15 protein-coding genes are annotated in these 23,660 nt (G+C 40.2%); 13 read left to right on the forward strand and 2 right to left on the reverse strand.

Annotated features, from left to right (window positions below):
- Positions 1-15: 15 nt before the first annotated feature.
- The 3 genes from ATC1_RS01565 to ATC1_RS01575 all read left to right on the forward strand — a co-directional run bounded on the left by ATC1_RS01565 (position 16) and on the right by ATC1_RS01575 (position 4,247).
- Entirely contained in the window at positions 16-927 is a 912-nt protein-coding gene (locus ATC1_RS01565) for a PH domain-containing protein (RefSeq protein ID WP_062277560.1), read from the forward strand.
- 147 nt (positions 928-1,074) lie between these two features.
- Complete coding sequence (locus ATC1_RS01570) at positions 1,075-3,108, forward strand: hypothetical protein (protein ID WP_062277563.1); 2,034 nt, start codon at positions 1,075-1,077, stop codon at positions 3,106-3,108.
- A gap of 32 nt (positions 3,109-3,140) precedes the next feature.
- A complete protein-coding gene (locus tag ATC1_RS01575; RefSeq protein ID WP_062277566.1) occupies positions 3,141-4,247 on the forward strand; it encodes a glycosyltransferase family 4 protein in 1,107 nt (368 codons plus the stop codon).
- A 31-nt stretch (positions 4,248-4,278) separates the two neighbouring features.
- Here the strand turns inward: ATC1_RS01575 and ATC1_RS01580 are convergent, their stop codons facing one another.
- Positions 4,279-5,754 (reverse strand): oligosaccharide flippase family protein, encoded by a 1,476-nt coding sequence (locus ATC1_RS01580; protein ID WP_062277568.1) that lies wholly within the window; start codon positions 5,752-5,754, stop codon positions 4,279-4,281.
- Between the two features lie 392 nt (positions 5,755-6,146).
- Between ATC1_RS01580 and ATC1_RS01585 the strand changes: the two genes are divergently transcribed.
- The 8 genes from ATC1_RS01585 to ATC1_RS01620 all read left to right on the forward strand — a co-directional run bounded on the left by ATC1_RS01585 (position 6,147) and on the right by ATC1_RS01620 (position 19,028).
- Positions 6,147-6,362, forward strand: coding sequence for a hypothetical protein (locus ATC1_RS01585; protein WP_062277571.1), 216 nt, complete (start codon positions 6,147-6,149; stop codon positions 6,360-6,362).
- Positions 6,359-7,759 (forward strand): class I SAM-dependent methyltransferase, encoded by a 1,401-nt coding sequence (locus ATC1_RS01590; protein ID WP_062277575.1) that lies wholly within the window; start codon positions 6,359-6,361, stop codon positions 7,757-7,759. The genes ATC1_RS01585 and ATC1_RS01590 overlap by 4 nt, the downstream gene beginning before the upstream one ends.
- A gap of 59 nt (positions 7,760-7,818) precedes the next feature.
- The gene (locus ATC1_RS01595) at positions 7,819-8,163 is read left to right on the forward strand and encodes a hypothetical protein (RefSeq protein ID WP_062277578.1); all 345 of its coding nucleotides are present in this window, start codon (positions 7,819-7,821) and stop codon (positions 8,161-8,163) included.
- Between the two features lie 165 nt (positions 8,164-8,328).
- On the forward strand, positions 8,329-10,266 hold the full coding sequence (locus ATC1_RS01600) for a sulfatase-like hydrolase/transferase (RefSeq protein ID WP_152024193.1): 1,938 nt from the start codon (positions 8,329-8,331) through the stop codon (positions 10,264-10,266).
- 177 nt (positions 10,267-10,443) lie between these two features.
- The gene (locus ATC1_RS01605) at positions 10,444-12,678 is read left to right on the forward strand and encodes a hypothetical protein (RefSeq protein WP_062277583.1); all 2,235 of its coding nucleotides are present in this window, start codon (positions 10,444-10,446) and stop codon (positions 12,676-12,678) included.
- Position 12,679: 1 nt separating this feature from the next.
- Positions 12,680-14,926 (forward strand): glycosyltransferase family protein, encoded by a 2,247-nt coding sequence (locus tag ATC1_RS01610; protein ID WP_062277586.1) that lies wholly within the window; start codon positions 12,680-12,682, stop codon positions 14,924-14,926.
- 279 nt (positions 14,927-15,205) lie between these two features.
- On the forward strand, positions 15,206-16,423 hold the full coding sequence (locus ATC1_RS01615) for a M28 family metallopeptidase (protein WP_152024194.1): 1,218 nt from the start codon (positions 15,206-15,208) through the stop codon (positions 16,421-16,423).
- A gap of 31 nt (positions 16,424-16,454) precedes the next feature.
- On the forward strand, positions 16,455-19,028 hold the full coding sequence (locus ATC1_RS01620) for a YfhO family protein (protein ID WP_062277592.1): 2,574 nt from the start codon (positions 16,455-16,457) through the stop codon (positions 19,026-19,028).
- 84 nt (positions 19,029-19,112) lie between these two features.
- Here ATC1_RS01620 and ATC1_RS01625 read toward each other — a convergent pair whose 3' ends face one another.
- Entirely contained in the window at positions 19,113-19,805 is a 693-nt protein-coding gene (locus ATC1_RS01625; RefSeq protein ID WP_062277595.1) for an MgtC/SapB family protein, read from the reverse strand.
- A gap of 728 nt (positions 19,806-20,533) precedes the next feature.
- Between ATC1_RS01625 and nrdR the strand changes: the two genes are divergently transcribed.
- Complete coding sequence (gene nrdR, locus ATC1_RS01635) at positions 20,534-20,989, forward strand: transcriptional regulator NrdR (protein WP_062277601.1); 456 nt, start codon at positions 20,534-20,536, stop codon at positions 20,987-20,989.
- Positions 20,990-21,001: 12 nt separating this feature from the next.
- Positions 21,002-23,596, forward strand: coding sequence for an adenosylcobalamin-dependent ribonucleoside-diphosphate reductase (locus tag ATC1_RS01640; RefSeq protein ID WP_062277604.1), 2,595 nt, complete (start codon positions 21,002-21,004; stop codon positions 23,594-23,596).
- Positions 23,597-23,660 lie beyond the last annotated feature (64 nt).

The following is a 23,660-nucleotide window of genomic DNA, read 5'->3' on the forward strand; positions in this document are numbered from 1 at the left end:
TTATTACCTGAATCTATGGCAAACGCAGAAATTTCAAAATACCAGTTTTCTCCGGAACGAACGCTTGGACTTTTTGTACATCTTCCTTTGCTCCTTTTATTGGTTCTGCTGGATTTTGCTGGTTTTCTGTTTTTTTTTCGTCAAAAGCCAGGATTGCTTTTCTTTGTCCTGTTGATTATTTCTCTTTTGCTGTTGATTCCGATATTTTTCATCGGTTATCGAACGTTGGCTTTAATCTTTTCATCCTATCGAATGGAGCGAGACGGATTTCATATCCAATGGGGATTACGAAAAGAGATTATTCCGCTTACTGAGATTGAATGGATTCGCACTCCAAAAGAAATGCCATTTGAAATACCCTGGTCATTTCTTCCGATGCCGGGAGCATATCTTGGAAAGGTCTCTACAGAGAATTATCCATTAATGGAATTTATTGCTTCAGATGTGCTGACAATGCTTTTCATTGGCACATCGCGCTGTATCTATGCGATATCACCTGCAAAACCACGCTTATTTTTAGAGTCTTTTTCCCGTATTTTACAGCTTGGATCACTTTCTGAGATTGAATGGCAAACGATCCGACCGGTTGACTGGTTATCTGAATCCTGGAAAAATCGGACTGCACGTTTTGCTGTTATTACTTCGATAACTTTGTTATCCTTCTTATCGCTCTGGATCGGATTTCGTTTTTCATCTCATCAGGTGATTCAGTTGGGGTATTCTGCAGCAGGAATTCCACAAGAATCGATTCCTGTCGAAAATGTTTTACTGATACCCATATTTGGCGTCCTATTTTGTTTTTTTGATTTATTTATCGGAATGCATTTTTATCAACAGGATTCTACGCGCCAAATGGCAGATTTTTTTTGGATCGCCAGTGTGTTAGTTTCATTTCTGCTGGTTTTGTCCGGAATTGCTGTCTTATGATACAAACGAACAGCAAGATTTGAGGAATGATAAAAAAACTTTGCCGTATTTTACAGTAGTGCAAATGAATTTTTTTATGTTACGAGTTACTGATTTTGAAACACTGCGGAAAAGAAATATAAAAAAGAAAATGGTTCTATCATTGCTATGAGAAAAAGATTCCGAAATATTCAAATCCCTTTTATTTTCCTTCCGATACTTTTACTGATTTTTTCATTTTTCAGTTATGGGATTCTGGCAGGAAAATTAGGAATTTACTGGGATGATTGGGCTTATGTTTGGACCAGACTGGAACTCGGATATAAAGGGCTTTTACGGCATTTCAGCTTCAGCCGCCCTGTTGCCGGACAAATTCATAATCTGGCAATTCTGATGACAGGGAAAAATCCACTTCGAATTCAGTTGTTCGGCTTGATCATGCGAGTCTTGAGCTCCACGATGGTCGGATATCTGGTATATCAGATCTGGGGAAAATCACGATACATTTCTTATCTATGCGCATTGTTTTTTATTGCCTATCCCGGTTTTACGATGCAGCCGATAGCTATCAATTTCAGCTTTTCGTATTTCTTGATTGGTATTCTTTGTTTGTCTTTTCTATTAACAATCCGGGCGATCCGAAAACATTCCAGAAGGATTCTTTTAGAAGGATTTGCTCTTATTTTATCTGGCGTTAATCTTTTTGCATCAGAATATTTTTTCCTGCTCGAACTGATCAGACCATTGATCATCAGCGTGGAAATTTCTAAATCAGAACCAAATCGCAGGCAGATCTTTTTAAAATCAGTCCTACGATCTGCGCCTTATGGAATTCTCTTTATTTTTGCTGCGATTTATCGGATGTTTTTTAATCAGACACAAACATCCTATTATGATTTCAGCATACTTCGTGAGATAAAAACACATCCGTTCACAGCATTGGCTTCATATGTCGTCACGGTTATTAAAGACTGTTACAAAGTTTTAGTTTCAGCCTGGCTCGAAATTTTTCATTTTCCATCTCCTGAAATTTTAGGGCAGCGGACATTCCTGATGTATGCGGCTATTTGTTTGATTCTGTTTGTTTCTGTTTTGATTTGTCTTTATTTCTTGCGAAACTCAATAGATCCCAAAGGAAAAAGACCTGCAATTCAATTGATTTTAATTGGTATTGTCAGTCTGATATTGGCAGGACAGCCATTTTGGCTGACTAATACCAATCTGTCGTTTGTTTTCCAAAACAGTCGATTTACACTTCCATTTATTTTAGGAGTCAGCTTTGTTTGGGGAGGTGTTTTCTCGCTTTTCAGGAAAACGCGAATTTTATTTGTCGGACTGGCTGCAATTTTAATTGGATTATCCGCGGGAAGACATTTTGTAAATGCTAACGAATATCGCAGAGATTGGACACTAACCAAAGATTTTTTCTGGCAATTAAAATGGCGTGCGCCTGCTATTGCTGAGAATACTGTTTTCATCACCAATGTTCTACCGATACGTTTTAGTACGGACAATTCTCTTACGGCTCCTTTGAATTGGATATATGCAGATGGGTATGTCAATCAAACGATGCCCTACATGTTATATACCAATACCAAAAGGGAAAATTCGCTCAGTGGCATGGAAGCCGGACAACCTGTTTTTCAGGAGTATCTCTCAGCACAGTTCTTTGGCAAAACCAGCGATGCAATCAGCATTTATTTCAATGCGCCGGGTTGCGTTCATGTGCTGGATCCGGAGGTAGATTTATTCAACCAGATGATTCCGATCATTGATCGTGATGCCGCGCTTTTAAATAATTATTCGAGGATATTGACCGACGTTTCCTATCAGCCGTTGGATTCGGTTATTTTTGGACCTGAACCGGTTCATGGTTGGTGCTGGTATTATGAACAGGCTGATCTGAGTCGGCAGCGGAAAGATTGGCAGAAAGTGGTTGATTTGGGAAATCAGGCGTTCTCGTTGTCGGACTATCCAAATGATCCGATGGAAAGAATTCCGTTTATTGAAGGATATGCGCATGTTGCTGATTGGGAGCAAGCGGTCGCTCAAACGACTGCAGCGTTGGAAGTCACTCCGATGATGAATAATCCGTTATGCGTATTGTGGAATCGGATTGACAGGGATTGCCAAAATTCTGAAGAAAAAAACACTTCGGTTAATAAAATTCAAAAAATTTTGGACTGTTCATTTTTGCCGTAGTTTGTTGTAATATGAAAACAGGAAATACTGGTATGGAACCGAAAATAAAGATTCTTCTGATTTGCCTGACCCGTCGCGGCGGTTTGCTGCATTTTCATGATTGTTTGGCAGAAAGCCTGAGCAAACTTGGTATTGTCGGAATGATTACCGCAGAAAACGCGGAACATATTGGCGGGGTTCTTAGCAATCCGGATATTCAACATTTCCCATTGAATACTGGAATCGGAAAAAAGGGAACAATCCAACGATTGCTGCATCCGGCTACCTGGCTGCGTATCATTCAAGTATTTTTCCATTTCAGACCGGATATCGTGCATATCACGAGCGCGCAGGAATGGAATCCATTTTTGGGCTTTTTTATTCGTTTCCTATGTCGAAAACCGTTGGTTTATACGATCCATGATGTTGTCCATCACGAAGGAACGCCGCGTTATTTTCGTATTACTGAATCGATATTCCGGAAAATTCCGCGATATTTCGTGGTTATGACAAACCAGGGAAAGGAAATCCTTATTTCTCAAGGTTTACTTCCAGAAAGAATTCTGGTTGTTCCGCATGGAATTTATGATTTTTTCACACAAGGTTCAAAGGAAACCGATTTAGCACAGAATGAGATTCTATTTTTTGGAAGAATTGAACCCTATAAAGGATTAGATGTTTTACTGAAAGCTTTACCCCCTGTATTTGAAAAGCATCCGGATTGGACGTTTCATATCGCCGGCGGGGGGGATTTAGAACCATATCGTCAAAATCTGGATAACGAGCGGATTCATGTAACCAATCGATTTGTTACAGATGAAGAGGTAGCCGCTTTTATGCGAAAAGCATCCATTGTCGCATTACCGTACCTTTCTGCCAGCCAATCCGGTGTGATTCCGACAGCTTTTGCTTTCCACAAAGCAATTATTGCGACAAAAGTAGGCGGAATTCCGGATATGATTGAAAATCGCAAGACAGGACTCCTCATCCCGCCGAATGATGTCGCTGCCTTAACGCAGGCATTGATGGAACTGATTGAACATCCCGTGCTGCGTGAAAAGATTGGTGAGAATGGTTACATTTTTGCGAATGAAAATCTTGGATGGACAGCGATTGCCAGAAAACATCTCGATTTTTATCATCAAATTCTCTCCAAATAATATTAGCTGTTATTCAGAATCCTTCCCGGTTTTATCGAATGATCTTTTTCTTCAAAGGCTGAACGGATGATGTGACAATGTTTCTGGATTCTCTGTCTAAAGTAAACCAGGCAAAAATCAGGAAAAAAAGCGCAAACAGACTACGAAGCAGAAAACTCCACCCCCATGAAATATTTCCAAAAATCACACGCGTCTGCATCCAACATGTTATCCCATAACAAACTAAAAGCGAAAGAAAATATCGATAATTCCATTGAATCGGGAAGAACCGATTTGAAATTACCCAGCGGCCGCTCATGGCGGCAACATATCCCAGCAATTCTGAGATAACAGCGCCGTAAAGCCCCATTTTTGAAGTTAATAGCCAATTCGATCCAAGATTCACCAGTACGGCAATTCCCAGGATTATTGAAACCCAATAGGTTTTTCCGGTTTTTGCAGTTCCCGGATCGATTAAATAAACACCCATTGTAAAGATCCAGCGCAATTGCATGATGCCGAGTAATCCGATACCGGCGAGGTATTCTGGTGGAGCTAAAAACAGAAAAAGTTCTCTGGCGATTGTCATCACGGCTGTACATATTGCCAGCGCTCCGAAAGTATATAGGGAGAGCATCGCAGGCAGTGTTTTGCGAATTTTTTCAGTTTTATCCAGAAGAGAATACATGGTTGGTTCCCAGGCATTGCAAAAAGCCTGCGTTGCCAGCGTGATGATAACCGTTGCTTTGTTGGCTAACCCGTAGTAGGCAACCTCCACCTGACTGGTTGACGCATTCAGAAAGATGCGATTGTTTGCGGATAAACTCCAGCCAAACAGGGTGCCGGGTACTAATGGAAAACTATATTTTGCCAGTTTCTTAAACCAGTAAGGTGAAAATTGAAACCCCAGATACTGACGTGAAAGGAAAAGGGCAATACATGCTCCAATTGTATTGGCAATAATCTGCGAATAATAATAACCGGAAATACCTGAATGAAGAACTGCGATAAAAAGAATGATACTGCCCATATAAATCACGGAAACTGCAACGGCGGTTAAGATATAAGGTAACGCTTTATTCTGGATGCGGAGCAAACAAAGTGAATACGTATAAACAGCTACCGGGATAAGAGCACTGAATGCTAATCGAATAATTCCGGAATACGAAAGATCATTAAACAGGTTTTGGGAAAAAATTGGACTCAACAAAATGGATAATAGCGCGATCATGAATCCAGTAAGAAATACAAAAAGAAATGTTGTGGAGACAAGGCTCTTTCGATCATGGGTTTGTTCGTCAGCGGCATAAAAAAAACGGTAAAGACCGCTCATTGTATTCAATCCGATCAACAAAGAGAAATATCCTGTTGCAGCAGTGATGACCTCAATTGCGCCATAATCGTGCGAGCTTAACACCCTGGTCATGATGGGGAGTGTGATCAATCCGGCAGCCTGTGACATAGCACCGCCCAAACCATACAGGACCATATTCTTTACAATCGTATTTTCTTTCTTATTTTCTTCCAAATTTCCTCCTGAAGACAGGTTGGCTAATAACAGCGTTAATTGTATACGATTTCTTTGACCCCAGATTTAGGCCAGCATTTTGAAAAATGGATTGACTTTTCGAATTTCGAAGTAAAACTCGTTGTTCTCATAGTTTTAGGTTTTGCGTAAAACTATCAGAACAACTATGTATTCATTTTTATATTTCGAATTACTGGATTTAAGCAGTTTAGTCTATACCAGAAAAAATCGTGTCATATGTAAAAAACGGATAGGTGATTAAGATGGGGAAAATTTCGACGAATATTGTGATTTTTGCAATAATAAAATAATAAATTAAATTGAATTCAATAAAATAGTGATATTTATTGCTGATATAATAGGGATTATTTATAAATAACAAAAGGGGAAAAATGATTATCCATCTTGATCTTTTATTATCACCACGTAATTATCTGGATCCGGGAACGGGCAGTATGCTGTTACAGGTGATTATCGCAGCTCTTGCAGTGATTGGCGGGTATTTATTTATGATCCGTGATAGAGTAAAAAAAATTTTTACGAAAAAAAGAACGGATGAAACTGATGCCGATAAAACCGGACAAGAAGAGAAGTATGAGGAGAAATGAGAGATTCTGGTTCTTTTCGCGATCCATCCGGATTTATCTTCTTTGACAATAACATACTATATCGGCAAATAAATCTTCCCTATCAAAAACAATATGATCATCTGATGAAAAGCGGCTTATATGAAGCGCTAGTTCATGATGGCATATTCATATCACATAAGGAAGTATCATATCCTCTGAATGATCCTGAAGCCTGGTGCGTGATCCAGCCACAGCGGATTCCAATGATTTCATATCCATATGAATGGTCATTTGGTGCTTATAAAGATGCCGCATTAGCAACACTAAAAATTCATCGCAAAGCTATTGATTATGGGATGATCTTAAAAGATGCCAGTGCCTATAATATACAGTTTGTTCAATGCTCTCCAAAACTGATCGACACACTCTCGTTTGATTTTTATGAAGAAGGGCAACCATGGGTTGCCTATGGTCAATTCTGCCGCCATTTTCTTGCGCCATTGCTGTTGATGGCCAATGTTGATATTCGTCTTTCACAGCTGATGCGGATTTATATTGATGGAATCCCTTTGGATCTGGCGAGCAAACTGCTGAAACGGAAAGGCGGATTCACGGCTTTGCAGCATATTCACTGGCATGCTAAGCTATCTGAAAAACATGCGGATGATGGGAAAAAACAGGAAATAAAACGAATTCAACCGATCAAAAAGAGCGGTTTTATCGCAATCATTGATGGATTAATTCGGGCTGTTGAAGGGATCCGGCTAAAAAATATCCAGACTGAATGGGGCGATTATTATTCAGAGACAAATTACTCTCAAGAGGCATCCAAGCGGAAAGAAGAGATTTTGGCAAACTGGATAAAGAAAATTGAGCCGCAGACAGTATGGGATTTTGGAGCAAATGATGGGCGTTATTCTCGAATTGCAGCGGATAACGGGGCACATGTGACTGCGTTTGATATTGATCCGATTGCAGTCGAGCGGAATTACCAACAAGGCAAAAAGACAAAAACTGACATTCTACCGCTTGTTCTGGATTTGACAAATCCGAGCCCTGCCATAGGATTTGCCAATCAAGAACGCAGCTCGATTGAGCATCGGCTGCAGCCGGACTGTATCATGGCGCTGGCATTGATCCATCATCTGGCGATCTCCAATAATTTGCCATTTTCGATGATTTCGGAGTGGTTGTCGCAAATTTGTAAATACTTGATCATCGAGTTTGTTCCAAAAGATGATTCTCAAGTCCAAACACTGCTGCGAACACGAAAAGACATTTTCGACCAATATACATTGGAAGGGTTTAAAGCTGCATTCGAGAAAGATTTCTCTCTTATCGCGGCAGAACCCATCACCGGAAGTGATCGAATTTTGTTTCTATACCATTCAAAAAAACTCAAAGATGCTGAAAATTTTCAGTTAAATCAGCAATAATTCTCTCATCAAGAGAATCATTAATAATAAATCGAATACCTTATGGACAAAAAACCTCCATGAAAAAAGTCTTCATCTTCTTGATTGCTTCTACTTATCTGATTTTATTTTTATTCAGTTTTATTGTGATCATGAAGCCAGGAGCTTCAATTTTTTATCATAAAGATACGATTCCATCACAGGAAATGACATGTCAAGGGCAGACTTGTGAATTCCAAATCAAGTACCCGCTCTTTCTTCTTGATTCAGATTCAATTGTTATTTTGGAAGATCAGCGCATATTTGATGGGGGGACACTCGAATATACGCAATCGGGAATCAAAGGATCATTTTCTGTCAAACATATCTATAGTGATCTGATTACGCTGATAATCAGTCCAACAGTTCCCACCGATTCCATATAGGATCATACTTATGAGATCTATATCCGCCCTCATATAATAAAGAGGAAGTGGGGCGTGTTAATTTTTGTCATTCTGAGTATCGGTATCATTCGTTTTTTATACTCAAATCTCAGGAATTCATCAAACCGGAGACGATTTCTCCGATTCCCTTTGGGACCAATACAATTGTGGTATGAAAATATAGCAAGAATTCTGACTGAAAAAAATCTATACATTCAAGATCAAAAACCATATTGGAAACGATCGATTGCCCAAACGATATTGGCTGCATATTGTTATGTTTTTATGGAATGGCTCTTTCAAATTACCAAGCCATCTTTCATGGATGATATGCAATTATGGGCGAAAGTTAAGATTCTATTGATTTCCGGTTTGTTTGTAACATTACTGATCATGATCTTCTGGTTCGTTTTATTTTTGTTGCAAATGACCATTTCAAAGCGATTTCCATTATGGCACCATTTAATCTTTCAGATTCCAGCGGCTTCTATATGGTCTTGTCTTTTTCTGATTCTCATCGATAATTTCACTTATACCGTTTTAAAAATTGGAATTTTGAGTGTTGGAACACTGTGTCGTGTTTTATATGCAGTCATCTTTCTAACTGTTTTTCTCTATTTGTTGAAGCGACTATCAGTATCCAATCGCTCTGTGGCAAAGGACAAAACTGACAAAATCTGCAAATTTACTGCAGGTATTCTCGTCATCATTTCGTTCGTCATGGCAGGATTTGTCTACCGGTCTGGGAGTCTGGAAAATGACCCGACTGGAATCGGGATGCAGGCAAGCCGGCGTCCGAACGTGATCCTGCTCAGTACAGACGGATTGAATGCTTCTCATATGTCCGTGTATGGATATGAGCGGGATACAACACCCTTCATTACGGAACTGGCTAAGAACTCTTTGATCAGCAGGAATCATTTTACCAATTCCTCAGCAACAACTGGATCTATAACATCAGTTTTAACGGGAAAAAATCCTTTAACCACGCATGTCTTGAAACCTGCTCAAGCTTTAATGGGATTGAATATGTATCAACACCTGCCCTGGTTTATGAAGGTAAATGGTTATCAAACCATTTCGATTGGAATCCCATATTATGTCGATGTCAACGTCATAAATTTTAAAAATGCATTTGATGAGGTCAACCAGCGGAATAATACTTCAGAGAAATTGATCAGCAATTTTTCATCTTCTGGTTATGATAACGAGATGTATTTTTTAGTCACTATTTTCGAGAGAATCAATGACCGATTGAGACAGATATTTTTTATTAAAAGCCAACAGTCAAAAAACCTTAAGATTCCAAATTTTAACCAATTAACCGGATCTGCAGATGATGAACAACTGGATTATCTTTTTCACCGAATGGATGAAATTTTTCGTATGAAGCAGCCTCTGTTTGTACAAATCCATCTATTGGGAACTCATGGAGAGGTATTCAATCCATCTGATCGGGTCTTTTCCAAGGATCTGAGTCAAAATGAGGAATGGATGACCGATTTTTATGACGATGCGATACTGAATTTTGATCATCAAACAGAGAAAATCGTTGAATATTTGAAAGAAAACGGCGAATTTGATAATACACTGCTGGTCATTTACTCAGATCATGGACAGCACTGGACCATAACTGATAAACTCCCCTTGATTATCCATTTTCCAGAGGATGCATATCAAGGTATTCTCACTGCTAATACGCAGAATGTGGATATTGCACCAACTATTCTGGATTATATGCAAATTCCGATTCCATCATGGATGGAAGGCAATTCTCTGATACAACCGCTGGATCCTGTTCGACTCATTGTTGCACCACTGCATAAAGGAGATGAACTGGTTTCGGAGAAGGAACTGGAACAACAGAATCAAAACAGTACAAAGATCGATAAGCCCAATGATCTGTTCAGACTGTTGACAATCATTCAATGTCAGAATTGGTACTTGTTCGATCTGAATGAACAGAAACTCGTGAAAGAAGGTGTTTTTGAAGATCATTCGTGTCCATGTTCAGACGAAGAGATGGATTCTTTGCTGGATATCGAGAAGAAATTAGGTAAGATGCTGACGCTACACGGGTACCCTGTTCCCGCGGGATGGTGAATATTATCCTTATCGAATCTGGTTTGACTTGTTTCTTTTTGTCTCCATTTTCTCAATCTGCTAAGGGAAATACTTTTAATAAATTTGGAGCAGGTACTATGATATTTGTATTTCAGCTTGTTGCAAGTAGCACTTGATTTGAATCCAAAGAGGCGATTTCATTTTATAATCTAACCTATGATTCATAAAATCCTGCAAAACCGTCAGCTGTTGAAAATGGGCAAGCTGTTTTCTGCTGCTGGAATCATGATAATTCTGCTGCAATCGATTTTAACTGCGTCATGTCTTTCGCAAACTGTAATTGGTCCGCTAAAAATTGCAGCCATCCTGGTACTGTTATATCTCTTCTTTTTCTTGTTGGATCAAAAAAATTCAACATCATCCGATCTGTTTTATTCCGCCTGGATTCTGATTCTTGCCGGGATTCTCTGGTATGTAATCGTTTTATTACTCGGTGTTTATCAAGTGGATTCAAGTCACCTGCGCAGCGTTGAAAAATGGTCTTTTATTGGACTGATCTGCTTGTTCAGCGGAATCGGACTCAGAATGAAGGCTTTGCTTTTTGAAGCGAATGACCTGAATTTGTTTCGATTTTCTTTCAAAACGAATTTCCTTTTAGTCTTTCTTTTCCTGTTGCTAAATCTGCTTCCGATGTTGCGCAGCGGATTCTATTGGGACGATGCCTTTCATTCATCGCGGATGAATGCGATTCAGGTTACCGGAGAGTCTATTATTCGAACCACCCTTTCTGAGATCATTCAATATGGAAAATTGGGACGATTGAATCCTTTTGCGACTTTCCAGTTTTTAATGTTCTATTTGTTTTCGAATCCATTTCTCTATAAGACCATTATTCTGATTTTTGTCCTGGCAGATTGTTATTTGTTTTACCGATTGATGAAAAAAATCTTTCAGAATGAATGGATTCCGTTGATTCTTTTGATTCTGTTTCCGCTGTGCGTTCAATTTCGGATTTATCATGATTCCATTTTGTCTTATTATGGTTTAATGGAATGGATGTTTGCCGAGTTGATGCTTTCTCTGCTATTCTTTTTGAAGTATCTTGAAACCTCTTTTCAGAAATATCGGATTGTCAGTTTGCTGTTTTTCACAATCGGATTATTGTCATACGAAATGTTTTATCCCTTTATTTTATTTTTCCCGATGCTCACATATTTTCGCAAAAAAAAGATATCGGAAAACGTGAAAATTTATCTGCCCTATATCGTGATCGAATTTGTCCTGTTAAGTGTTTCGATGATTTTCCGGCAGCATTCATCACAGACTGCGATGGTATATAATGGTACGACCTTCAGTCTCCAACCAGGAAAAATTTTTTTCGCATGGCTTTATCAGACATTAGCAGCATTTCCACTAAACTATCGCATGGCAGATACTGGTGCATCATTATTTGGTAAATGGATCCAGGAACAGCAACTCTTTGATTTTTCCTGGAAAGGTTTCTTCTCAAATCTGCAATGGATTGATTTGATGGGGTTGACCATAGCCGCTGTTCTCAGTCTGAATTTTCGCAGAAATATCCAGGATTTCCGTATGAAGGTTGAATATTGGGCATTTGGTTTGTGCCTTTTGTTATTACCCGGTTTAGTCATTGCTATGAGTGCGAAATATCAGTTTCAACTTCTGCCTGGTTTAGCATATATTCCGGTTTATTTCGCGTACTTTGGTGCTTGTTTGCTGATTTTTCTTATTTTTTATAGCATTTTTCATGGACTTCAGAGAATTCTAAGTAAAAATTTGCTGTCGATGATTCTTTTTATTTCTTTGAGTGTCGTTTTTCTCCTGAACAACCAAACCAACCGCAGTGTAATTGAAATTTTAAATGAATATTTTCTATATCCCCGTCAGACAGGAGAAGCAGCCCTGCAAAGCGGAATTCTTTCGGAATTTGATCAGACTACTTCGAAACTTGTCAGCAATAATGAGAATTATATTTGGGAACGAGGCTGGATGGGCGAGCCATATCAAACTGCTTTTATCACATCGAATCATGGTTCTGAAATTGAAACATTGAGTGTGCCTGCCTTTCAGGATTTATTAGTCCATGATGTAGGAACATTACAGCGTTACTACCTCCGGGATACTTATGTGCTTGAATATTCAGGTTCATCAAAAACCGGACTTGCGAAATTTGGAAAGATTTTAGATACCGGCTTTAACCCGGACCGCGAAGTACTGTTGAATCCGGTTGTAAACGAAGTAAAATTTTTCGTTTATGGAAAAGCGGAAATTCCGGGAACAATTACCTGGACAACAAGAGACGGGTCTGCTCATGAAAAGGAAATATCCGAAAACTGGCTGATTCGAGAGACCAGCCAGGGGAATTTGTATAAACTGGATGAATCAGATTCCATCCTTTTTGACTCTATTGGATTGACCGGTTATCAATAAAATGAAACGACAGCTTCCGAAATATGTCACGTTGATTGCTGCAATTTGCCTTTTCATCACGTTTCTGAGCAAATTTGGGGCAGTGCAGCCATGGATTTTTTATTTATCCTTTTGTTTTCTGATAGTATGTATCCTGGATTTCTTCCAAAATGGGTTTCATGTCACGACGCTCGTTCCGTGGGCAGCTATATGGCTTGGCTTACTTTGGGAAGTGATCAGCGCATATCAAGGATCTGTCAACTTATTTCGTGTTCCTGTTCAAATGCTTTGGCGTTTTTCATTTTTCTTCTGGCTGAGTCTGATTATCGGAATTGCTGTCAGAATTCGTTTTCTGTTGGATCAAACTCATTTTTCAGGATTGACTATCCAAGGCATTCGCAGTGATTCTCCCATTTGGAAATTTCTTGTGACCTGGAAATCAGAAATACTGATTCTGCTCATCACGATCTTATCTTTAAAACCCTTGTTCCATAGCGGGTATTATTGGGATGATGCAGTCAATTCAACGGCTTACCTGTTCGAGAAATATGATCAATTGCCGTTACTGCAGAATTTGCTGATTTTCATGCGCAGATACCTGGAACTTGGCAGAATCAATGTCCTGTCCTGCTATTATTATTTTCTATTTTATATTGAAAATGTGTCGATTTATAAAGCAATCATTATCGGACTGGTCGGTGTTGACATGCTTCTACTGGGACTTCTTGTTCGAGAAATTGGTGGATCACGAAAAATCAGCCGGCTTGCGATGCTGCTGATTCCAGTCTTGATCCAATTTCGCGCGTATCAGGACCCTGTGACCGGATTCTACGGATTGATGCAGGTGATCATGGCCGAAATAATGCTGTCAGCATTTTTTTTGCTGCGTTTTCTGCATACTGGAAAGAGGAAATATTATCTGCTCAGTCTGATTCCATTTTTGATCGGTCTGATGACGTACGAAGTATGTTTCCCTTTCATTCTGCTGATTCCATTAATTGTTTTTCTGGAAACAAAGAGTTGGAAGAAGACATTCCGGTATTCCATTCCTTTTGTATTGATCGTTTTTCTATTAATAGGGGCAATCTGGGTTGTGCGCATGAAATTCGCTCAAGAATCCACATATCCCGGGGTCGCTTTCAGTCTTGATCTGTTTTCTATCCTCCGGACCTATTTCTATCAGTTGATGGCTGCGCTTCCGCTGAGTTTTTATTTTTCTGGCAGACAGCTTGCGATTCTTGGTTCTAATTATTTAGCACAGGATGTATTATCGTATCAACTGACCGATGTATTAAAAGCTGTCAAATTTGATGACTGGATTGTATTGTTGTTGGCGATTTTTGTACTTATATGGAATCGAGTAAAGCAATTTGAAAATCCTCGATATAAAAATTGGGGATTATTGTTTGGCATGGGCCTTTCGTTTTGGTTATTGCCGGCGGTTACCATTGCTGTCAGTCAACGCTACCAGGGACAATTGATTCCAGGTCTTGGGTATTTGCCGGTTTTTATGGAGTATTTTGGAGTCAGCTTACTGATTGTTAGTCTTTACATAATATGGTTACAAAAAATTCGGAATCCGCAGGTTCTCATCATTGGGAAAGCAGCGGCTATTTGCGTTTTATTTCTGACGATTTTGATGAATCAGCAGAATAATAGAACAGTCAACGAATTACTGAATCGATCCTTCCTTTACCCGCGAGAGGGTGGTGAGAAAGCACTGCAGGCGGGAATGCTTGATTTTTTACCGAATCAGACTGTATTAGTTTCAGCAAATCCCGGTGAATACATTTGGGAAGCAAACTGGGCAAATGTCGGTTTATATCCGGAGTACTACGCAGTACAAAGCAAGCGCGATTTACAAGCCGCTGGAATTCAGACAATGAATTTATCAGAATTCATTGACCATGCGATTTCCAGCGAGCATGCCAATTCCGGTAGTCTTTTAATTCATCCGGATGGCGCTTCCATGATTGCCTATGATGGCGGGGCAGATCTCGGACTGGCGAAAATGGGAAGAATAAACCAGTTGAAGACAGACTCATCATATGGAACAAATCTGGAGACATTGACGGATCATGTATTATTCTATATCCGCGGTAAATTCCCAGAAAAGGCGCGGATTACCTATCAAACATCCGACGGACGAACGATCTGGCTGAAAATGGAAGATGGATGGCTGGTTCGTCGTTCAAAGGACGGTAATCTGTATCAATTAGCTGAGAATGATGAAATTGTTTTTGAAACACTCGATTTGTATGGATTCTGATATTTACCATTTCGATTTCTAAAAGTCTGTATTGCAAAGCCAGCGATTCGAAAAATGATAAAAACAATATATTTTTTCTTCCATTCGAATAGTAAGTTCATATTTCGAATTACTGATGCATAACGCGTTCAATGTCTGGTTATAATAACCCGTAAGTAGTGGATGAGGCTGTCACAGAGAGCCGAAGGGTTTGAAAACAACATGATCTTTTAAATTGGGGAAACGATCTTATAGAAATTTAAAGGTTATTTTTCCTGGAAAGAATTATTGAAGCAAAAAATGATGCAAAGCAAAAAAAAGCCCGATTGGATACTGGTATTCATAATTTTGTTAATCGCGGCGGTAATTATCGGGGCTATTATCTTCTCTTTTCACTTGAAAACTCCGACGATGATTGAAACGCAGAAAGCTCCGCTGATGATGACTGAAACAATTGAAGCGGCATTAGCGATAGCGCAGATTGAATCGCAGACGGAAACAACGCTGGAACAGAACACTCAAATGATGGAAAGCACACCCTCGCCAGCACCTACTCAGAAGACCATTGGGGCAGTGGAGTTTTTTCGAAATCATATTTCTCAGGAAAGCTATTCTGAATGGATTCGGAAGCTGTCTGGAGATAAAACAGTAATGATCGGCGGACAAGAAAATAAAATAGAAACTCGTTACAGCTATGCCATGTTTACTGGTCAGCAAAACGCAAAAGCCAAAGAATTTTTGTTGGAATCGATCCGTCAGTGGGTATCTGAAGAACAAATCACCCAGGAAGAATTTACGTATACCGACGCCACAAGTGAAAATAAATGGATTAATATCATCGTTACATTTCCTGGTGAGGTCAAACCAGAAGAAGAAGTCCTTTTTACCGCTCATTATGACAGCTGTGTGGTTTTTGAAGGTGATCCGATGAAATACGCTCCTGGAGCCAATGATAATGGCACTGGTGTTGCCACTGTTTTAGAAGCCATACGAATTTTCAGTCAGATGAAATTTGACCGTACTGTGAAAATTGTATTATTCAGTGGTGAAGAAAATTTCCAGCAGGGTAGCAAAGCGTATGCTGCCAAACATGCCTCGGACAACATTATTGGAGTTATCAACATGGATATGTACGGAACGGATAAGGATAATGATCGTTGTTTTGAAATGTACGTGGGCGATTTGAGCGGCTCACACCAGCTCGCTGATTTAATGATCCAGACTATACAGCAATATGGCTTGAATCTGAAATATGACTACTTGACCGGAGATGCCTATTCGCTGGCTGATCAGACTTCATTCTGGAACGTAAACATACCTGCGATCACAGCTATGGAAAATTTTTTACCTGAAACGACTGAAGGAGGGTGCGGAGTACAGGACAGGACCGACTTCTGGCATCTGCCCGGCGATACGATCGAATCGATCAATTTACCCTATGCTTTTGATATCGGACTGGCTGGTACGATTACCGTATTAAATCTGGCTGGAGCACATCCAGTACCGATGAGTGAATAGTGCTTCCTTAGGATTCTGGCAGAAGGTCATTATGATAAAAATCCGTGATTATTTTTGGCATCAGCGCATGATTTTACTTTCTTTCATCATCCCAGGTTTAATCTTGCTTGGCCTATTCGCAAAGATCGGAATTTTTCCTTTTGGCAGTCTCACACTTTTGATCAGCGACATGAATTCACAGTATGTCGATTTTATGGCCGAATATCAGCGGATTCTGCATGGAAACGGTTCTTTGTTATATTCCTGGCATGCCGGGATGGGATTGAACTTCCTGGGCCTTTTTGCCTACTATCTTTCCAGCCCGATGAACCTTCTATTATTTTTCTTTCCGGAAAAAAACCTTCTTGATGCCATCACGCTTATTACCACGCTGAAAATTGCCGGATGCGGACTGACATTTGCTGTTTTTCTAAAAACTCATTTCGAACAAAAAAAGCCGGACTTGCTGCTGCTGATTTTCAGCATTTTTTACGCATTGATGAGCTATACAATCGCGTATTCTTTCAATATCATGTGGCTGGATGGCATTCTGCTGCTGCCGCTGCTCTGTCTGATGATTGATCGTTTAATCCATGGTCAGGGATGGACAGGTCTGTGCATTGTTTTTTCCATCCTTTTTCTGTCGAATTATTATATCGGCTATATGGTTGGCATTTTCTGTGTGATCTATTTTCTATCCGAGTCAATCAGTCAGCAAAACCCCCTGTCCATCAGAGATCTCTTGAAAAAAAGCGGGGAATTCTTCTTATCTGCCATTCTGGCAGCAGGAATCAGCGCCTTTTTGTTGATTCCGTCATATTTTGTTCTAAAAGATGGCATGGGTTTAATGGAACAAAATATTCCGGCATTTTCAGGACAATTCCTGATTGCCGATCTATTTAAAAAAATCTTGATCGGTTCGTATGATGGACTGCGCGGAAATCTGCCATATGTTTTTTGTGGATTGTTGCCTGTATGTTGTTTGCCGCTCTTTTTTTTCAGCGCTGAAATCTCAATCAGAAAGAAGCGCCTATTATTTTTGCAAATTGTCTTTCTACTCATCAGTTTTTATCTCGCACCGCTTGATTTTCTGTGGCATGCAATGGATTATCCGAGCTGGTTTCCATACCGATATGCTTTTATCTTGTCGTTTGTTTTGTTGAAAGCTGCTTTTGAAGGTTGTTTGCATTTCAATCCAACCTGGCAGAGACTTTTGCTGGTCACAATGATGATACTTAGTGGGCTTGTGATTCTGAATCAAAAAATGGATTCAGAGATCTTTCAAGGCCGATTTCTTTATGTAAATCTGCTGTTCCTGTTAATGTATGCATTCATATTCTCTCTAAATGTTTTTCGAACAAAAGCCGGTCATTTCCTGTTGTTGGTTCTATGTATTCTTGAATGTTGGTTCAATGGCGATACTTTCCTGACTCAATATCAAAAAGGCTACACAGAACGCGCTGACTATGCTGCGTTTCGGAATCAATTCAAACAAACGATGTCGAAAATACCGCAGGATCCGACTTCATTTTATCGGTTAGAAAAAACTGAGATTCGAACATACAACGATCCGCTCAATATCGGATTTTCCGGAATCAGTCATTTCAGTTCCACAGCCAGCATCAGTCAAAGCCGCTTTCTAAAGAAATTAGGACTGGATTGTTATGCGACATGGTGTACCTATTCCGGAGGTACCATTTTTTCTGATTCTTTCCTGGGAATCCGTTATATCATGTCCGACAGGACTCCCAATGCTTTTTATCTCCAACAATCGGATTCGATCTGGGAAAATCCATTCGTTTTTCCTGCCGCATTTTTCACAGATCGCAAAATCTTGGATATCGATCTTTCAGAAACAGATGATCCGGTACTTTTACAGAATCAGATCCTGTCAGTCCTGGATGCATCTGAGGAATCGCTTTTTGTTCCAGTCTCAGTTCAGAGAACGCAGTTGACAAATTTGGAAGAGATTGAGGATGAATCATCCGTTCCGGTATACAGACGTATTGACGCTTCCCTTTCGGCAGCTGCTGATTACAAACTCCACGTCAAAGATGACCATCCGTATGTGCTTTTTATCCCCAATGTGAGTCTGAATTATAACGTTTGGGTTAACGATGAGCAAGTGTTTGACCAAAACGAAAACTATACGCCCTATCTGGTGAATCTTGGGCGATTTCAAACAGGCGATGAAGTATCAATTCATATCGATAGCGGAGAGGACGATCTTTACTATGAGGGCGTTTATGCATTCTCATTCGATATGAAGCGATTTTCAGAGATTGCTGCGAAAATCCGTCTCTCAGCCCCATTGACAGAAAAAAATGGCGATACTGAATTGCAAATGACTTTCCCGGAAGGTTCGAAAGGCGGATTCCTTCTGACTTCAATCCCTTATGATCCAGGGTGGAAGGCAAAATTAGATGGGACAGAAATATCAGTCATACCGGTGATGCAGAGTTTGATTGGATTGGAAATTCCGGCAGGATCAAAAAAACTTGTTTTGGATTTTATCCCGCAAGGTTGGCTTTTCGGTTGTACGATCTCGATCATCAGTCTGCTTGTGCTGTTGTTTTTCCTTATAAAACCGCGATTATCACAACCGCACTTGGAAAAACAGGTTTGATCGTTTTTTTATAAAACGATGATTTAAAATTTGCACTAATTATTTATTGATAGAAAAACCGATCTTTATTCGCCCCAATTAGTTCTACAGTTCGATTGAAATTACATAATCCAGATTATTAAACATCATCATAACTTCATCCGGATGATAATTATGCGGAAATTTTGCTAAAATATCGATTCCGATGGTGCGTTCACCGATTTTTTCGACTTTAATATTGACGATTTCAATATTCTGGTTATGGAAAATTTCACGCAGATCTTTTAATACATCCGGACGATTAATCACTCTCATTTCAATGGATTCCGTCATCGGAATATGGAAAAAATCGGCATTTCGATGAAGGATAGTTTGAAGCAGAATCAACAGTGCAGCTGAAACCATTCCGATAAAATAAAGACCGCTGCCGATTGCCATGCCGATTCCTGCTGTTGCCCAAATCCCGGCTGCTGTGGTCAATCCATTGACAGTTTGTTTTCTCACAAAGATCATACCTGCGCCCAAAAAACCGATTCCGGATACAATCTGTGATGCAATCCTGGTCGGATCCACTTTAATTCCGGCAAGATTGACAATATCTTCGAATCCGTATTTGGAAACAATCATTATTAAAGATGAGCCAAGACAAACGATCAGGTGAGTCCTGACTCCGGCTTCTTTTACACGCCGTTTTCGTTCATAACCGATGGCCGCGCCAAAAATCGCAGCAAGAATGACACGCAATAAAAATTCGAATTGTTCATGCAGTGGAACGATATCAAATGTCAAATCCGGCATACATATCTCTTTAATAATTAATCAGAATAGATTTTACGATGTCTTCAGCGATTCAAAATAAGGTAGGTTTTGTTTTTCTATTGCGTTGTTCGTGCGCTTTGCTCGCTAATAACGAACCAAAAAGTTCTTTTTTTTCTCAAAAGGTTTTTCCAAATTTCAAATTACTGTTATTTCATATCAAAAATTGGAATTCTAAAAATGAACAGGAAAGATTCCATTATTCCTTTTTTGGAAAACCGCATCGTAAGGGAATTAATGATAGCCTGATTCTTTCATCAATGTGTCATATTTTCGCCTGATGTTTATCACATTTTAATAAGTGAGCTGTTCTAAATAACCTGGTTTAACGGATGTAAAGGGTTATAAAAAAGTATAACTATTTTTTATATTCCCTACGCATATACCTTTTAGATTGCTTTTTCGTGATTCTGAAACACACGGATAACGCCTAATTTCTACATAAAAAAATTTAAGATGAAAATTTCGCGAATCCGTCTTGTCAGAATAATGGAACCATGCTAAAATTTCCGAACCATAAATAAAGGATTAGATTAATAGAAATAATCTATATATAGTGTTTAGATAAACGATTAACTATAAATTAAGAACAACTAACTACGAATTTATAGCGATTTAACAGGTTTGTTTTATTTGGTTCTGTTGCTTACCGGAAAACAAACCTTTTTTGTTCTGAATTAGATTGAGAAATCAGTATTGGAATATGAAATATGAATTGTCCATTTTGCGGAAATCAGCAAACAAAAGTAATTGATACGGATAAGGATGAAGGTGTACGGATTCACAGACGACGACAATGTCTGCGCTGTGGAAAACGTTTTAATACGTATGAACAACCTTATCTTAATATACCTGTGATCATAAAAACTGACGGAACGAGAGAAGAGTATGATCGGGAAAAGATGATCAAAGGAATTCGAATTTCCTGTGCAAAACGTCCAGTTCCCGCACAAAAAATCGAACAACTTGCGGATGATATTGAACGGGAACTTCAGATGGAGGGGAAACGTGAAGTTTCTTCACGATTTATTGGGGATAAAGTAATTGCCGGTTTGAAAATGCTGGATCATATTGCTTACATTCGATATGCCATCGTTTATCTGCAATTATCTGATTTGCATTCGGTGCGTGATGAAATCGATCGGCTGCTTGCTGAAAGTAATTAAAGAGAGGAAATTATGGGGAATCAAAATACATCTTTAAAAAATCTGGGTATACCGCCATTGCCGGAGGGGCTTCCTTCGATCTCTTTGACAGATAATTCCATCCAGGTGCTGACAAAGCGATATGTTCGCCGCGGTGAAAATGGGGAACCGGCGGAGACAATTGATGAGATGTTCTGGCGTGTCGCATACCACGTTGCTCTTGCGGAAGAAATGTATAACGGGCAAGTGGAGAACACCGCCAAAGATTTTTATCAACTTATGAGTCTAAAACTGTTTTTCCCGAATTCCCCAACTTTTACAGGTGCTGGCACACCGCTTGGGCAGTTAGCAGCTTGTTTCGTCCTGCCAATCAGTGATGACATGGGAAAAAAATCTACCGGCATTTTCCAGACATTGCGCGATGCTGCTTTGATACAGCAGACTGGCGGCGGAAATGGCTTTTCTTTTTCCAGGCTTCGTCCGAAAGGAACAATCGTCAAATCCTCTTCCGGGCAAGCTACCGGACCCGTTGGCTTCTTGCGGGTATATGATCATGCATTTGGCGAAGTAGCTCAGGGCGGTTCGCGCCGCGGTGCAAATATGGCTACCTTGCGTATTGATCATCCGGATATTGAGGATTTTATCTGCTGTAAGACAAACGAGAATTCCATTACAAATTTCAATATCTCTGTAGGTATAACAGATGAATTCATGCAAGCTGTGATAAATGATACAGATTGGGATCTTGTATATCCTGATCTGACATCACCATTATGCAAAGACTTTGATGGGGATGCAGATACCGCCCGCAGAAAAGGGCTTCCGATGAAGGTTTTCAAGACTGTTCGAGCGCGGGACTTGTTTCAGAAAATTGTGGAACAGGCTCATCACAACGGCGAACCAGGAGTGCTTTTTATTGACCAGGCAAATCGCTATAATCCCGTTCCCAATTTATATCAGCTTGAATCAACGAATCCTTGCGGTGAACAGTGGCTTGGACCATATGAGAATTGCTGTCTGGGATCCATTAACCTCGCTCAGCACACGTTAGAGGATGGTTCAGTGGACTGGAAGAAACTGGAAAAAACAACTATTCTTGCCACTCGATTTTTGGATGACGTGATTGATATGAATGCTTATGTACCAGCAGTTCCTCAACTTGAAATTGCTGCACACAAAGCACGCCGGATCGGCCTGGGCATTATGGGATTGGCAGATTTGATGTTTTCTGCAGGAATCCGTTATGGATCTGAAACAGGTCAGGAATTTGCTTCTCAGATCATGGAATTTGTGCGTTTCCATTCAATGAAAACCAGCATTCAACTGGCAAAAGAACGCGGTTCCTTTCCTGCAATTTCTGGTTCTATTTATGATCCCGAAAAAATTACCTGGGAAATACCACAACCTTTAAAACCTTACACGCATCATTGGAACCGTCCAGACATTGACTGGAATGAAATCCTTCAGGGAATAGCAAAAAATGGAATTCGCAATGCAGCGCAGACCACCATTGCACCTACAGGAACCATCGCAACGGTTACAGGATGTGAGGGATACGGTTGTGAACCTGCTTTTGCACTGGCTTATATCCGCCATATGAATGACAACGGAAAAGATGTGCAGCTCTCCTATGCCAGTCCGCTTTTTGAGAAAGCGTTACTGCGCAGTGGTTTGACTGCTCAGGAAATATCCGAGCTGGTGGATTTAATTATGGAAAGCGGCACCTGCCAAAATCTGGAGAAAGTTCCTCAGAATATCCGGGATGTCTTTGTGGTTTCATCCGATATCAGCGCGGAGGAACATGTCCGGATGCAAGCAGCTCTGCAAGCTTTTGTCGACAACAGCCTTTCCAAGACCGTAAACTTTCCTGCGGGTACAAAACCGGATGAAGTGGCTGCTGCTTATCAACTTGCGTGGGAGCTGGGTTGTAAGGGGATTACCGTTTATGTAACCGGATCACGTGAAAAAGTTGTCCTTGAGACCCGCTCAACTGCGGAGAAAAAAACCGATACATCGACACAATTGCTGCCGATGATTTCAGTAGCTGAAAAAGAAGAGGAGCCGCAAATTCCGCTTTGGCACGAGAGTAAAAAACCACGTCCGCGTGCGCTGCGCGGATTCACTTATCGCTCGGAAACTCCATTAGGCAGGGCGTTTATTACAATCAACGAAAATGGCGGCAATCAGCCTTTTGAAGTTTTTATCAATACAGCCAAGGCTGGTTCAGAAACATCGGCAATTTCAGAAGCAATTGGTCGACTGATTTCGTTCACGCTGCGGTTGTCGTCTCCAGTGGAACCGGTGCGCAGACTGGGTGAAGTCGAGAAGCAATTGCGCGATATTGGCGGTGGACGCAGTCTTGGTTTTGGACCGGGACGTGTTCGTTCACTGCCGGATGGTTTGGCACAGGTTTTGGCAGAATATATGGAAGAACGATTGGAACGAATTACGCAAATCAGCAATAATCCTGTTACGGTTCCTTCGGAAAATTCAACTTCCAGGGAAACAGAACGAGTCAAATCACCGATGCTGAAAATTGGTGACCTTTGTCCGGAATGCGGACAGGCTTCGGTCATCAATGAAGAAGGCTGCCGAAAGTGTTACAGTTGCGGTTATAGTGAATGCTGATCAGAACTTGGCAGATAACTAAAAAAAGAGAGCGGTGAATGAGAGACCACCGCTCTCTTTTTTG

This window comes from Flexilinea flocculi (assembly GCF_001192795.1).
GTDB lineage: Bacteria > Chloroflexota > Anaerolineae > Anaerolineales > Anaerolineaceae > Flexilinea > Flexilinea flocculi.